At 68.2% G+C, this 12,660-nt stretch carries 13 protein-coding genes; 7 read left to right on the top strand and 6 right to left on the bottom strand.

Going from position 1 to position 12,660, the window contains the following annotated elements; translation table 11 throughout:
* Window positions 1–72 precede the first annotated feature (72 nt).
* A complete protein-coding gene (locus tag GO308_RS14160) occupies window positions 73–576 on the top strand; it encodes a helix-turn-helix domain-containing protein (RefSeq protein ID WP_240885899.1) in 504 nt (167 codons plus the stop codon).
* Window positions 577–693: 117 nt separating this feature from the next.
* On the opposite strand, the gene GO308_RS14155 is transcribed toward GO308_RS14160, so the two are convergent.
* From GO308_RS14155 to GO308_RS14130, 6 genes are all read right to left on the bottom strand, one after another.
* Entirely contained in the window at window positions 694–1,314 is a 621-nt protein-coding gene (locus tag GO308_RS14155; RefSeq protein ID WP_066478008.1) for a hemerythrin domain-containing protein, read from the bottom strand.
* An 89-nt stretch (window positions 1,315–1,403) separates the two neighbouring features.
* Entirely contained in the window at window positions 1,404–2,183 is a 780-nt protein-coding gene (gene proC / locus GO308_RS14150; protein ID WP_276616591.1) for a pyrroline-5-carboxylate reductase, read from the bottom strand.
* Between the two features lie 44 nt (window positions 2,184–2,227).
* A complete protein-coding gene (locus tag GO308_RS14145) occupies window positions 2,228–2,728 on the bottom strand; it encodes a YbjN domain-containing protein (protein ID WP_066478001.1) in 501 nt (166 codons plus the stop codon).
* 120 nt (window positions 2,729–2,848) lie between these two features.
* On the bottom strand, window positions 2,849–3,109 hold the full coding sequence (locus GO308_RS14140) for an accessory factor UbiK family protein (RefSeq protein WP_066477777.1): 261 nt from the start codon (window positions 3,107–3,109) through the stop codon (window positions 2,849–2,851).
* A gap of 19 nt (window positions 3,110–3,128) precedes the next feature.
* Window positions 3,129–3,683 carry a TspO/MBR family protein gene (locus GO308_RS14135; protein WP_066672695.1) on the bottom strand — a complete coding sequence of 185 codons (555 nt, stop codon included), beginning with the start codon at window positions 3,681–3,683 and terminating at the stop codon, window positions 3,129–3,131.
* Window positions 3,684–3,779: 96 nt separating this feature from the next.
* Complete coding sequence (locus GO308_RS14130) at window positions 3,780–4,550, bottom strand: TlyA family RNA methyltransferase (protein WP_066477767.1); 771 nt, start codon at window positions 4,548–4,550, stop codon at window positions 3,780–3,782.
* Window positions 4,551–4,662: 112 nt separating this feature from the next.
* Here GO308_RS14130 and GO308_RS14125 point away from each other — a divergent pair, with 112 nt between their 5' ends.
* The 6 genes from GO308_RS14125 (at window position 4,663) to GO308_RS14100 (ending at window position 12,660) form a co-directional block, all read left to right on the top strand.
* A complete protein-coding gene (locus tag GO308_RS14125; protein ID WP_240885898.1) occupies window positions 4,663–5,616 on the top strand; it encodes an alpha-L-glutamate ligase in 954 nt (317 codons plus the stop codon).
* Window positions 5,616–6,647 carry an LLM class flavin-dependent oxidoreductase gene (locus GO308_RS14120; protein ID WP_240885897.1) on the top strand — a complete coding sequence of 344 codons (1,032 nt, stop codon included), beginning with the start codon at window positions 5,616–5,618 and terminating at the stop codon, window positions 6,645–6,647. Before GO308_RS14125 ends, GO308_RS14120 begins: the two co-directional genes overlap by 1 nt.
* 3 nt (window positions 6,648–6,650) lie before the next feature.
* Complete coding sequence (locus tag GO308_RS14115) at window positions 6,651–7,844, top strand: cation:dicarboxylase symporter family transporter (RefSeq protein WP_240885896.1); 1,194 nt, start codon at window positions 6,651–6,653, stop codon at window positions 7,842–7,844.
* A gap of 201 nt (window positions 7,845–8,045) precedes the next feature.
* A complete protein-coding gene (locus GO308_RS14110) occupies window positions 8,046–8,342 on the top strand; it encodes a response regulator (RefSeq protein WP_240885895.1) in 297 nt (98 codons plus the stop codon).
* An 11-nt stretch (window positions 8,343–8,353) separates the two neighbouring features.
* Entirely contained in the window at window positions 8,354–12,283 is a 3,930-nt protein-coding gene (locus GO308_RS14105) for a PAS domain S-box protein (protein ID WP_240885894.1), read from the top strand.
* Window positions 12,283–12,660 (top strand): response regulator, encoded by a 378-nt coding sequence (locus GO308_RS14100; RefSeq protein ID WP_240885893.1) that lies wholly within the window; start codon window positions 12,283–12,285, stop codon window positions 12,658–12,660. Before GO308_RS14105 ends, GO308_RS14100 begins: the two co-directional genes overlap by 1 nt.

Below are 12,660 nucleotides of genomic sequence, written 5' to 3'. Positions count from 1 at the left end.
GTCGCCCGCACGGGACCGATCACCGTCGGGCTGGGTTGCGCCCGGTGTAGCGCGGTGTAGAACCCGGTCAACATGGCTGGCCAAAATACCCCGGAAAGCTATCGCGCCGCGTCCCCCCTGTTCCTGCGCGAGGCCGAGGTCCGGCGCGGCGTCGAATTGCTCTATTTCGGCTACAGCCATCTCTATCGGGCGATCGATGCCGGGCTGGCCGATCGCGGCCTTGGCCGCGCGCACCATCGCGCGCTCTATTTCATCGCGCGCAAGCCCGACCTGACCGTCAGCGAGTTGCTGACGCTGCTGGCGATCACCAAGCAGTCGCTGGGCCGCGTGCTCAACGACCTGTCCGAACGCGCGCTCGTCGAAAGCCGGCCCGGCGTGAGCGATCGTCGCCAGCGGCTGATGCGGCTGACCGCGGCGGGGGCGGCGCTGGAGGCGGAATTGTTCGATCAGCTGCGTGAGCGGCTGTCGGCGGCCTATTCGCGGGCGGGGCAGGGGGCGGTCGGCGGCTTCTGGGCCGTGCTCGACAGCTTGATACCGGCGGAGGAGCGCGCCCGGATCGAGGCGCTCCAGGGCTGAGGATCACCTCAGCGGGGCCGCGGTTTCGATCAACGCGCCGGCGGTGTCAGCGCGAAGTCGGGAGACCGTGCGGCCCGTCCGGGCGGCGGTCTCCCGACCCTGCAAGGACGCCGGAGCTCAAGCGACCTTGAAGCCTTCCTTGTTCATCGCCGCCTTGAGCGCCTTGTTCTTTTCCTCGGACAGCTGCGCGCGCAGCGCCGGGAACAGCTCGGTTTCCTCTTCGGTCATGTGCCGTTCGATATCGGCGCGGAAACGGCGGACGATCGCCAGCCACTCGGTCGCGTTCTTCGGCGTCTGGTCGAGCTGATAGAGATAGTGTTTGACGTCGCCATGCTCCTTGTTGAGCGCATCGGCCTCGTCACGGCGACCCGCATCGCGCAGCGCGGGATAGATGACGTTCTCTTCCTCGATCGCATGCTTGGTCAGCGCGTGCTTCAGTTGCGTCAGCAACATCGTCCGCCGGCCCGTCGCATTCTCCGCTGTCGCCTCGATTGCGTCGAAGATTTTCAGGACCGCCTTGTGCTCGGCGGCCAGCGCCTCTGCCCAGTCGCCGGCAAGGGCGGTGGGGGCCTGTACCGCCGCCTTGCGGCCGAGCATCGCCAGCACGCCCAGCGCTGCGCCGGCCCCGACCGCACCCGCGAGCACGCCGAAGTTGCGATTGCTCGACGCGGGGCTCACCGCATCGTCGTTGTTGCTGACAAAACGTCCCTGGGGATCGCGTTCGATCGTCGTCGCCATCATCGCCTCCATGATCTCAAACCTGACCGACTAACCCCGCATCGTCGTGCGAAGTTCCATCGCACCGTTCTGCCGGGCGAGGGGCAGGTTCAGGCGCGCGCGGCGGCAGCGAGTTCGGCGTTGCGGCGCTCGGCCGCCGCCAGCGTCTCGACGAGCAGGCGGCGCAGCGCATCGTCGCGGTCGAGGATGTTCAGCCCTTCGCGCGTCGACCCGCCCGGGCTCGCCACCCGGTCGGCGAGCGTCGCGGGGGTGTCGGGCGATGCCTGGGCGAGCGCGGCCGAACCCGCCACGGTCGCACGCGCCAGCCGCAATGCCTGGTCGGCGTCCAGCCCCAGGGCCGCGCCGGCCTGCGCCAGGGCGTCGATGAAGCGATAGGTGAAGCCGGGGCCGCTGCCCGACAGCGCGGTCACCGCGTCGAACAGTGTTTCGTCCGCGATCCACTCGGCCAGCCCCAGCGGCGTCATCAACGCGGTCGCGGTCGCGCGGATGGCATCGGTGGCAGTCGCGCTGTACAGCCCGACCACGCCCTGTCCGATCGCGACGGGCAGGTTGGGCATCGCGCGCACGACATGCGCGGCGTGGCTGACTCCGGCCAGCGTCGCCGCATCGACGCCCGCGAGGATGGAGATCAACAGGTGCGGTGCCAGCCGGTCGAGCCCGCCATCGCGCGCGGCCGTCAACTGCTGTGGCTTGACCGCGAGCAGGACGGCGTCCGCAGCAGGGGCGTCGGCGATCGCCGCGGCAAGCCGCACGCCTTCGGGCAGTTGCGGGCTGCCGGGATCGACCACCCACACCCTGGCCGGATCGATCGTGCCGGCCGCGATCCAGCGCGCCAGCATCGCACCGCCCATATTGCCGCACCCGATCATCAGCAGCCGGTTCGGCCCGGCGGCGGGCAGCGGTTGATAGGGCCTCACGCCTCGCCCTGGGTCTCGATCATCGATGCGGCGATGGCTTCCTTGGGCGACTTGCCGCCCCACAGCACGAACTGGAACACGGGATAGAAGCGTTCGCATTCGTCGATCGCGCTTTCCACCAGCAATTCGGCCTGGGCCAGCGTCATCACGCCGCCGTCGCCCGCATCGATCATTGCGGCGTGCCGGAACAGCAGGATGCCGCTCGACGACCACAGCTCGAAATGGCCGATCCACAGCTGTTCGTTGACCAGCCCGATCGCCTCGTACAGCGCCGCGCGGCGCTCGTCGGACACGCGGATGTCGGGAAAGGCCAGGAACTGCAGGACGCCGTCTTCCTCGCGCCAGATCGCGCGCAGCTCGAACTCGGTCCAGCTGCCCTTGACCTTGGCGACGATCTCCTCGTCCTCGCGCTCATAGCTCCAGCCATGCGCGCCGAAATAGTTTTCGAGCATGTCGATCGGCGCGGCGTCGCGTTCATACTCCGCTTCGTCAAGCATCCGTTTCATCTCCCGCGCCGCGTCCCGGCGCGCGCATGGTTGCCAACCGGCAAAGCGAGGAACAAGCAGCGGCAGCCGCGCCGGTGCAAAAATCTGTGGACAACCTGTGGGTGCCGGGGGTCAGGGCTTGGCCTTGCCCGCCGGCTTCGCCTCCAGCGCGTCGAGACGGGCCTTCAACGCGTCGACCTCGTCACGCGCGGCGGCGGCCATCGCCTTGACCGCCTCGAACTCGTCACGGCTGACGAAGTCGAGCCCGCCGATCCATTCGCGGGCGCGTTCGCGTGCGGCGCTTTCGCCTTCGCGCGCCATTCCGGCGACCGTGCCGGCGGCACCGTTCACGAACTTGACGAAGTCGTCGAACAGGCGGTTCTCGGATTGCATGCGGGGTTCCTTTTCGCTCTCAGAGCTCGATTTGGGTGGCGGGGGCGGCGGGGACAAGGGCGCCGCCGTCCGGATTGAGCTGCCAGATCTGGAACTGGATCACCGCAGCATAGCTGACCCAGACCATATAGGGGAGGAGCAGCCAAGCCGCGGCGCTGCGGATGCGGCCGAACGCCAGCGCGGTCGCGATCACCAGCAACAGGATGACGATGAGCAGGACGAGCGCGCCGAAAATCTGGTGAAAGCCGAAAAACACCGTCGTCCAGGCCATGTTGGCGATCATCTGGACGACGAACAGCGCAATCGCCGCACCCCGGCCACGTGCGCCGCGCGCATGCAGGATCATCGCCAGCGCCAGCCCGCTGCAGACGTAGATGGTCGTCCATGCGATCGGAAAGGCATAGTCGGGGGGCGTGCCCGCGGGTTTTGCCAGTGCCGCATACCAGGCGCTTTCCGATCCGGCCGGCACCAGCCGTCCCGCGATCAGGCCGAGCAGGAGCACCAGCGGTACGGTGACCATCGCCCAGCGCAGGAACGACATCCGCAACTGACCCTTGGACGCTATTTCACTCATTCGCCGCCCTTCACCCGTTCCTTTGTTCAGATGTACCGCAACGCAACAGGGACGCGCCGGGTTGTGGCGATGTTGGGCGTGAACGCAAGAGGGTTGTCAGCCCTTCGCGTCCCGATTGGGGTCCGCGATTGCTGCGGGCAGGCTTGCGGCGATCAGAAATTCGACATTGCCCTCCGGCCCGGTGATCGGGCTCGTCGTCAGCCCCGCGACCGTCCAGCCCGCCGCCGTCAGCCACGCGTCGACCGCGTCGCACACGCGCGCATGGACGGCGGGGTCGCGCACCACGCCGCCCTTGCCGACCTCATCGCGCCCCGCCTCGAACTGCGGCTTGATCAGCGCGACCAGCCGCCCGCCGGGCCGCACGAAGCCGATCGGCACCGCCAGCACCTTTTCGAGCGCGATGAAGCTGGCGTCGCACACCACCAGGTCGACCGGCTCGGGGATGTGGGCGGGGGTGAGGATGCGGGCGCTCGTCTGTTCGTGCACGACGACGCGCGGGTCCTGGCGCAGTTTCCACGCCAGCTGGTTGGTGCCCGAATCGACCGCATAGACGCGCGCCGCGCCGCGGCTCAGCAGCACGTCGGTGAAGCCGCCCGTCGACGACCCGACATCGATCGCGACCGTACCCGCCACGTCCCAGCCGAAATGGTCGAGCGCATGGGCGAGCTTGATGCCGCCGCGCGAGACCCAGGGATGGTCGCGCCCCCGGACGCTCAGCGCCGCGTCCCCGGCCAGCTGCTGGCCCGGCTTGTCGACCTTGCGATCGCCCGCGAAGACGAGGCCCGCCATCACCAGCGCCTGCGCGCGCGTGCGGCTTTCCGCCAGTCCGCGCTCCACCAGCAGTTGATCGACGCGCAGCTTCGCCATCCCCTGCCCATGCCGTCGCCGCGCCCCGGCCGCAACCGCCGATCGTTCCGGCCCAAGCTTTGCTTGGCGGGCGACAAGCGCGTCGCGCTTTCCAACCCGGGCCGTGCGCGGCATGACGCGTGCCATCATGACCGCTGACCTCGCCATCCTCTACGAACATCCCCAATGGTTCGTCCCGCTGTTCGCCGCGCTCGACCGGCGCGGCATCGCCTATCGCGCGCTGAAGCCGGGTACCGCGTTCGACCCCGCCGATCCTGCGCCGCCGGCGCCGCTGGTGCTCAGCCGGCTGGCGATGTCGGCGTTCCTGCGGGAGGCCGAGCATCCGATCTTCTGGGCGCAGTCGCTGTTCGCCCAGTGGGAGCTTGCCGGCGCGCGCGTGTTGAACGGTACGGCCGCGCTCGCGGTCGACACGTCGAAGGCGCGTCAGCTCGCGCTGATCGCATCGCTCGGGCTGGCGATTCCTGCGACGCGCGTCGTCCACCGCGCCGCCGACGTGCCGGCCGCCGCCGAAGCGATCGGGTTTCCGCTGGTGGTCAAGGCGAATATCGGCGGGGCAGGGGCAGGAATCGCCCGTTTCGACAGCCTGGACGAAGTGCGCGCCGCAGTTGCCGACGCAACGCTGCCGACCAGCATCGACGGCGTGCTGCTCGTCCAGGATTACGTGCCCGCGCGCGGCGGCACGATCACGCGGATCGAGACGCTCGACCGCGCCTATCTCTATGCGATCGAGGTCGCGGGCGGCGGCGCGTTCGACCTATGCCCGGCCGATGCGTGCCAGGTGCCGGGCAGCGCGATCACCATGGTCGCGGTCGAGCCCGACCGCGCTTTGCGCGATGCCGTCGAGGCGATCGCGCGCGCCGCATCGCTCGATCTGGGCGGGGTCGAGGTGATGATCGACGATCGCGACGGATGCCCGCGCTTCTACGATGTCAACGCATTGTCGAATTTCGTCGCGAAGCCGCAAGACGTGCTGGGCTGGGACCCGCACGACCGGCTGGTCGACCGCATCGCGCGGTGGCTGGACGAAACGCGCATGCGCGCGTCGGGGATCGAGGAGGTGCGCTGATGCGCTATGGATTTTGGATGCCGGTGTTCGGCGGGTGGCTGCGCAATATCGCCGACGAGGGGATGGAGGCGAGCTGGGACTATACCCGCCGGCTGACGCAGGACGCGGAACGCTGGGGCTATGACCTGACGCTGATCGCCGAGCTCAACATGAACGATATCAAGGGGCCGGGCGCGCCGACGCTCGATGCCTGGTCGACCGCGGCGGCGCTGGCGGCGGTGACCGAGCGGCTCGAGCTGATGGTCGCGGTGCGCCCCAATTTCCACCAGCCGGCATTGTTTGCAAAGGCAGCGGCCAACATCGACCAGATCGCCGGGGGCCGGCTGGCGCTCAATGTCGTGTCGTCCTGGTGGGCGGACGAGGCCAAACGCTACGGCCTGCAATTCGACCAGCACGACGATCGCTATGCGCGCACCAGCGAATGGCTGAAGGTAGTCGAGGGGCTGTGGCGCGAGGAGGAGTTCAGCTTCGCCGGCCAATTCTACACCACCGAAAACGCGGTGTGCGCGCCCAAGCCGGTGCGCAAGCCCGTCACCTATGCCGGCGGCGAAAGCCCCGCGGCCAAGGCGCTGATCGCCGCGCAATGCGACGCCTATGTCATGCATGGTGATCCCGTCGACGCGGTCGCGCCCAAGATCGCCGACATGGCCGCCCGGCGCGAGGCGCTGGGCAAGCCGCCGATGCAATATGGCATGGCTGCCTATGCCATCGTCCGCGACAGCGAGGCGGAAGCGAAGCGCGAGCTGGAGCGGATCACCACGGTCAGCGACCTGCCCGCGGGCTATGACAATTTCGACCAGTGGCTGTCGGGCACCCAGCTCGAGCGCGAAATGAAGATTCAGGAATATTCGGTGTCGAATCGCGGCCTGCGCCCCAATCTGGTCGGCACGCCCGAGCAGCTGAAGGAGCGCATCGCCGAATATGAGGCAGCCGGGCTCGACCTGCTGCTCCTCCAGATGAGCCCGCAGGCGGAGGAGATGGAGCGGTTCGCGGCCCAGGTGATGGGCACGCATGCCGCCGCCTATGCCTGACGCATGACCGGCCCGACCCTGCGCATCCTGGCCGGCGTTCTCGCCGGGCTCGTGCTCGGCATCCTGGCCGGGCCGGCGAGCCGGTTCATCCCCGCCGCCCAGCTCGTCGGGGGTATCTGGCTGGATGCGCTGCGCATGACGGTCGTTCCGCTGGTCTTCGGCCTGATCGTGACCGGCATCGGCCAGACGCTGCGCCAGGGTGGCGCCGCGATCACCCGGCGCGCGCTGCTCAGCTTCGTCGCGCTGCTGGCGGTTTCGGCGGTGGTCGGGCTGGTGATGGGCGAACTGCTGTTCAGCGGCTGGCGGCTCGCCGCCCCGCTCGGCCCGCCCGCTCAGGCGATGCCCGCCTTGCCCGCCACCGCCGACACGCTGCGCGCGATGATTCCCGCCAACCCGATCGGCGCGGCGGCGCAGGGCGCGATCGTGCCCGTGGTGATCTTTGCCCTGTTCTTCGCCTTCGCACTCGGACGGATCGATGCGGCGCGTGCCCGGGCGATCGGCGATGTGCTGGCGGGCGTGGTCGACGCGATGCTGGTGATCGTGCGCTGGGTGCTGCTCCTGGCACCGCTCGGCGTCTTCGCGCTCGCCTTCGTCGTCGCCGCGCGCACCGGGTTCGGCGTGGGTGCCGCGCTCGGCTGGTATGTGCTGGTTCAGATCGTCACGACGCTCGCGCTGATGCTGATCGTCTATGCCGCCGTGGCGCTGGCGCGGCGCGGGTCGCTGGCCGGCTTTGCGCGCGCCGTCGCCCCGGCCCAGGCGGTTGCCTTCACCACACAATCCTCGCTTGCCGCGTTGCCCGCGATGCTGGCGGGCGCGCGCACGCTCGGGCTGGCGCCGGCGCAGTCGGGCATGGTGCTGCCGATGGCGGTCGCGCTGTTCCGCATCGCCGCGCCCGCATCGATCGTCGTCGTCGCGCTCGCGCTCGCGCATCTGAACGGCGTGACGCTGGGCTGGGCGCAGCTGGCGGTGATCGGCGCGCTGGCGGTGGTCAATACGCTGACGATCGCGGGCCTGCCCAATCAGATCACCTTCTTCGCCGCCTATGCCCCGCCGGCCATTGCCGCAGGCGTGCCGATCGAGCTGCTGCCGCTGATGCTCGCGGTCGATGCCATTCCCGACATGGCCTATACGGTGAGCAACGTGACCGCCGATCTCGGCCTGACCAGCCTGCTCAGCGACCGCGAGTCCACCGACTGAGCGACGCCGAACGCGTGAAGATCGAACGGGTTACGTGCATCGGTGCGCGACGCGGCTGACCGCCCTCGACAGCCGGCCCGCCAAGCGTCGCGGAACCCGCATGAATTGGCGCTTTTGCCGGCTGGTTTGACCAAAAATTAACGATGTTTGCTCATCTTTCGCCTTCGCGCGCAAAGAGATTGAAGGATGGCGTACATCATCATGGCCGACGACGATCCCTTGTTGAAGGATCTGGTCAGCTTCAAACTCGAAGCCGCCGGTCACCATGTGCTGACGGTTGCTGACGGCCAGGCTGCAATCGATGCTCTCGCGGACGAACCGCTCGACATGCTCGTCCTGGACGCGATGATGCCGGTCCTTTCCGGGCGTCAGGTCCTTCAGCGGATCAGGGCGGAAGCGGACGGGCTTGCCGTCTGGCCGCGCGACGATCATGTCCCCGAGTGTGCGGCGGGCGGAGGCGATGTGACCTTCGATCCGGCCGGGCCGGGCCATCGTTGAAAGAACGCGTCATGATGCAAGCCGACACGCACAACCCGGAGGCGCGGCGGCATTTGTCGCGCGTCGCTTATGTCACGGGCGTCACCCTGCTGTTCGGCGTGCTGGCCTATCTCGGTGTCGCGCTGACCCGCGATTCCAGCCGCATCGCCGCCGTCTGGCTGCCCAACGCGGTGCTGGTCGCACTGTTGCTTCGTCGCGATCGGCCCGATCTGCTGCTGAATACAACGGCATTCGCCGCCAATGTGCTTGCGAACCTGCTCGCGGGCGACATGCTGTCGCGGGCGATCGGGCTGAGCGCGGTCAACACGATCGAGATCATGTCGGTCACCATCCTGATGCGCCACGCCGGCCGTGCGCGTCCGGACATGAGCAAATTCTCGGACCTCATGGCCTTCACGCTCTTCGGCGGCCTGGTCGCGCCGGCCTTTGCCGGCTTCGTCGCCGCGATGGTGCTGGGGCAGGGCGTGCTGGCCTATGAATTCTGGATCACCTGGGCGCTGACCGACGCGCTGGGGCTGCTGCTGCTCGCGCCGTCGATCTGGGTCGCGATCGACGCCTGGAACGACCGCGCGCCGGTTTCGCGCGAACGGCTGGTCGAATGGTTCCTGGTCATGTCGGGCGGCTTCCTTGTCGTCGTCGGGGTCTTCGCCCAGTCGCGTTTTCCGCTGCTCTACGTCGCCACGCCGGTCGTATTGTTGGCCGCCTTCCGCCTGGGCGGGCTGGGGGCCGCGGCCGCGACGCTGATGGTGGCGGTGATCGCCAGCATTGCGACATGGTCGGGATCCGGCCCCATCACGCTCGTCAAGGGGGACGTGGCCGCGCGGCTGCACACGCTTCAGGGCTTCCTGGTCGTCAACTTCGGCATGAGCCTGCCCGTCGCCGTTGCGCTGGCGGGCCGCGCCGCGATCGCCCGCGCGCTTACCCAGAGCGAGGAACTCAACCGCTCCATGCTCGACAATATGCGCGAAGTCATCTTCAAGACCGACGCGCAGGGCCGGTGGATTTTCCTCAACCCGGCGTGGGAGGCGCTGACCGGCTATACCGTCGCCGAAAGCCTGGGCTGGCGGACCACCCGACTGCTGCACCCCGACGATCGGGCGATGACCGCCACGGTCTATCCCGACTTCGCATCGGGCAAGCTGTCCGAAGCGACGTTCCGCCAACGCTTCTTTCGCCGATCCGGCGAGCTCGCGCATATCGAGGTCAGCATCCGCCGGCTTGCCGATGCGCAGGGCAACTTCATCGGCACGACGGGCAATATCCGCAACGTGACCGAGGCCGTCCTGCAGGAACGCGCGCTCGCCGACAGCGAGGCGCGTTTCCGGATGCTGGCCGAATCCGCGCCGGTCGGCATCTTCCGCGCAAACAGCGCCGGGGCGCTGACCTATATCAACCCGTCCTGGGCGGCGAAGCTCGGCAAGTCGGTCGAAGAGATGCTGGGCAACGGGTGGATGGAGGCGGTTGCCGACCTGCGGCCGCTGCGCGAAGACCCGCCTTTCCGCAATTTCAAGCCGGGGATGATGCGTCGCCGGATGATCGAATTCAGGGCCGCCGACGGGACCAGCCTCTGGATGGAAACGTACAACGCCGCGCAGTTCGATGAAGACGAGCGGGTCATCGGCTATTTCGGGGCCGCGGTCGACGTGACCGAACAAAAGCGCGCGATCGAGCAGCTTCGTGCGAGCGAGCTGCGCTTCCAGACGCTGGCCAACCTCGCGCCTGCGGGGATTTTCCGGACCGATGCAGCCGGCAGCTGCACCTATGTCAACCAGGCCTGGCTGGGACTGACCGGACTGGGCGACGGCGACTGGCAGGGCGACGGCTGGGCCGCCGCGCTCCACCCAGACGATCGCGATCGAGTCAGTGCGGCCTGGCGCGAGGCGGTCAGCGAACGCACCGTGTTCCGGGAGGAATTCCGCTGGCGCAAGCCCGACGGATCGATCGTCTGGGTCGACACGGTCGGCCGGCCGGAGGTCGACGACAAGGGCGACGTCATCGGGTTCATCGGCGTCAACCTTGACGTGACGAGCCAGAAGGCCGCGCTCGCCGCGCTGGCCGAACGCGACCAGCAACTCACCCTCATCACCGACAACGTCACCGACGCCGTCGTGCGCCTGTCGCTCGACGGGACCTGCCTTTACGCGTCGCCGTCGTCGGCGACCCTGTTCGAAGTTCCCGCTGATGCGCTGGTCGGCGCCAATCTGCTCGCCGATTTCCATCCCGATGAGGACGCACAGGTCCGCAACGCCTTCGCCGCGCTCGTCGCGGGCGACATGAAGCAGGTGCTCATCGCATTTCGTTCGGCCGCGCCGACCGACCGCACGCGCTATCGCTGGATGGAGGCAAACTGCGCCGCGGTGCAGGACCCCGAAACCGGCCGGCCCGTCGAGATCATTGCATCGATCCGCGACGTGTCGAAGACGAAGGCGATCGAGGCGCAGCTCGTCGCCGCCCGTCGGCAGGCGGAGGACGCCGCAAACGCCAAATCGTCGTTCCTCGCGAATATGAGCCACGAGATCCGCACGCCGATGAACGGCGTGATCGGGTTCACCGAACTGCTCGCCGCAACCCCGCTCGATGACGAGCAGCGCCGCCACGTCAACCTGATCGCCGAATCCGGACGTGCGATGATGCGGCTGCTGAACGACATCCTCGATATCTCGAAGATCGAGGCGGGCCAGATGCAGCTCGCCGACGAGCCGATCGGTATCCGGCACAAGCTGCGCGCGGCGCTTCAGCTGATGGAGCCGATCGCCAGGGCCAAGGGCGTGGCGCTGCGCTGTACCGTTGACGACGCGGTCCCGCGTTTCGTGATCGGGGACCCGCTTCGCGTTCGCCAGGTCGTGCTCAACCTGGTCGGCAACGCGGTCAAGTTCACCGAACACGGGCACGTCCATGTCGACGTGACGGTGGCCCGGGCGCCGTCGGGCGATGAATTGCGGATCGACGTCGCGGATACCGGCATCGGCATTCCGCCCGATCGGGTCGGGACGATTTTCGAAAAGTTCAGCCAGGCCGATGGTTCGATCGTCCGCAAGTTCGGGGGAACGGGCCTGGGTCTGTCGATCAGCACGCAGCTCGTCGCGATGATGGGCGGGCGCATCACCGTGCAGAGCGAGCTGGGCAAGGGCGCCATTTTCTCGGTTTTCCTGCCGCTGCGAGTCGCGCAGGCACCGGCGGCGGCCGACTGGACGGTCGGCGCGGAGCCGCCGACCGCGTCACCACTCTCGCCCCCCCGCCGGCCGCGCATTCTGGTCGCGGAGGATTACGACATCAACCAGGCGCTGATTCAGGGAATCGCCCGGCAGCTCGCATTCGATGTCGCGATTGCGGGCGACGGTGCCAGGGCGGTGGCAATGGTCCGCGAGGCGGCAGATGCGGGCCGGCCCTACGACCTCGTGCTGATGGACATCCAGATGCCGGTCATGGACGGGCTTGAAGCCACGCGTCGCTTGCGCGCGGAAGGGTTCGACGCCGGGAGCCTGCCGATCGTGGCGCTGACGGCCAACGCCTATGCCGAGGACGTGGCCGCCTGTCTCGCCGCAGGCATGCAGGCGCACCTCAGCAAGCCGGTTCGCACCCCTGACCTGAAGCAGTTAATTGATCAATATCTGGACGTGAGGTCTTTTTCCGACGTTGCGGCCTCGCCCCCGCTGGTGGAGGCGCAACATGTCAGTCTGGAGCAGCGTTACGTGCAACGACGCGACGAGACGCTGGACATGATCGCATCGCTCGGCCAATCGGGCGCGGGCGGCGACGACGATTATCTTCGGGTGATTGATTTGTTGCACAAGCTTGCGGGCACCGCCGGCATGTTCGGCGAGCCCGCGCTGGGCGACGCGGCGGCGGCGCTGGAGAACGCGCTTCGCGACGCGGGCGACCCGGCGAGCCGCCACCTGATCATCCGCACCGGCCTGGACGACTTGCGCCATGCGGGATGATGCCCGACCGACTGGCCATATTCGTGGTCGACGACGACCCGGTGTTCGCGGAATCGCTGTGCGCGATGCTGCATGGCATGGGGCACGGAGCGACGATGTTTGAAAACGCCAGTGCGGCGCGGGATGGATTGTCCGCCAGCCAGCCCGACATCGTGCTGCTCGATTGCGGGCTGGAAGGGCTTTCCGAACTGACCCTGCGCAACCGGTTGCAGTCGCGCCATCCGCCGATCCCGGTCATCATCGTCTCCGCGCCGCGCTGGGACGCCCATCACCAGATCATGCGGGCTTATGGGGCCGCGGACGTCCTGGAAAAGCCGGTCACCGCGACCGAGCTGGCGGGCGCGATCACGCGCGCGCTGACGGCGGAAAGCAGCTGA

The sequence above is a fragment of the Sphingomonas sp. SFZ2018-12 genome (genome assembly GCF_022496715.1).
In the GTDB taxonomy this organism is placed as follows: domain Bacteria; phylum Pseudomonadota; class Alphaproteobacteria; order Sphingomonadales; family Sphingomonadaceae; genus Sphingomonas.
Note: the sequence above shows the minus strand (reverse complement) of the source record. Positions and strands in the feature narration are given on the sequence as shown.

What these genes read in the sequence shown, in the direction of transcription:
- GO308_RS14145 (WP_066478001.1), bottom strand. Translation starts at nt 2,728, where the DNA reads ATGCTTGACGAAGCGGAGTATGAACGCGACGCCGCGCCGATCGACATG.
- GO308_RS14160 (WP_240885899.1), top strand. Translation starts at nt 73, where the DNA reads ATGGCTGGCCAAAATACCCCGGAAAGCTATCGCGCCGCGTCCCCCCTG.
- GO308_RS14130 (WP_066477767.1), bottom strand. Translation starts at nt 4,550, where the DNA reads ATGGCGAAGCTGCGCGTCGATCAACTGCTGGTGGAGCGCGGACTGGCG.
- GO308_RS14140 (WP_066477777.1), bottom strand. Translation starts at nt 3,109, where the DNA reads ATGCAATCCGAGAACCGCCTGTTCGACGACTTCGTCAAGTTCGTGAAC.
- GO308_RS14110 (WP_240885895.1), top strand. Translation starts at nt 8,046, where the DNA reads ATGGCCGACGACGATCCCTTGTTGAAGGATCTGGTCAGCTTCAAACTC.
- GO308_RS14125 (WP_240885898.1), top strand. Translation starts at nt 4,663, where the DNA reads ATGACGCGTGCCATCATGACCGCTGACCTCGCCATCCTCTACGAACAT.
- GO308_RS14135 (WP_066672695.1), bottom strand. Translation starts at nt 3,683, where the DNA reads ATGAGTGAAATAGCGTCCAAGGGTCAGTTGCGGATGTCGTTCCTGCGC.
- GO308_RS14115 (WP_240885896.1), top strand. Translation starts at nt 6,651, where the DNA reads ATGACCGGCCCGACCCTGCGCATCCTGGCCGGCGTTCTCGCCGGGCTC.
- proC (WP_276616591.1), bottom strand. Translation starts at nt 2,183, where the DNA reads ATGATCGGGTGCGGCAATATGGGCGGTGCGATGCTGGCGCGCTGGATC.
- GO308_RS14155 (WP_066478008.1), bottom strand. Translation starts at nt 1,314, where the DNA reads ATGGCGACGACGATCGAACGCGATCCCCAGGGACGTTTTGTCAGCAAC.
- GO308_RS14100 (WP_240885893.1), top strand. Translation starts at nt 12,283, where the DNA reads ATGCCCGACCGACTGGCCATATTCGTGGTCGACGACGACCCGGTGTTC.
- GO308_RS14105 (WP_240885894.1), top strand. Translation starts at nt 8,354, where the DNA reads ATGATGCAAGCCGACACGCACAACCCGGAGGCGCGGCGGCATTTGTCG.
- GO308_RS14120 (WP_240885897.1), top strand. Translation starts at nt 5,616, where the DNA reads ATGCGCTATGGATTTTGGATGCCGGTGTTCGGCGGGTGGCTGCGCAAT.